The organism is Methylobacterium sp. AC433, assembly GCF_979253015.1.
Genome location: NZ_CEEDBN010000077.1, coordinates 1 through 257, shown reverse-complemented (window position 1 = coordinate 257; position 257 = coordinate 1). Strand labels below are relative to the sequence as shown.

The following is a 257-nucleotide window of genomic DNA, read 5'->3' as shown; positions in this document are numbered from 1 at the left end:
CCTCCTCGACGAGAGCGTGCCGGTGATCGTGATCGCCCCCCACGACGCGATCTTCGAGAAGACGGTCTCGACCATGCAGGAGGTGGCCGCCCGCGGCGGGCGCATCATCCTGATCGGCGACGCCACGGGCGCGGCCGCGGCCGGCCTCGACACCATGGCCACCGTGACGATGCCCGACCTCGACCCGGTGGTGGCGCCCCTCGTCTACGCGGTGCCGATCCAGCTCATCGCCTCTCACACCGCCGTCGTCATGGGCA

Annotated in this window: 1 pseudogene; it reads left to right on the top strand. The window is 71.2% G+C overall.

Annotation, left to right across the window (positions count from 1 at the left end):
- Positions 1-257 (top strand): annotated as a pseudogene (locus AC0IWM_RS23800) (glutamine--fructose-6-phosphate transaminase (isomerizing)); the annotation flags it as partial.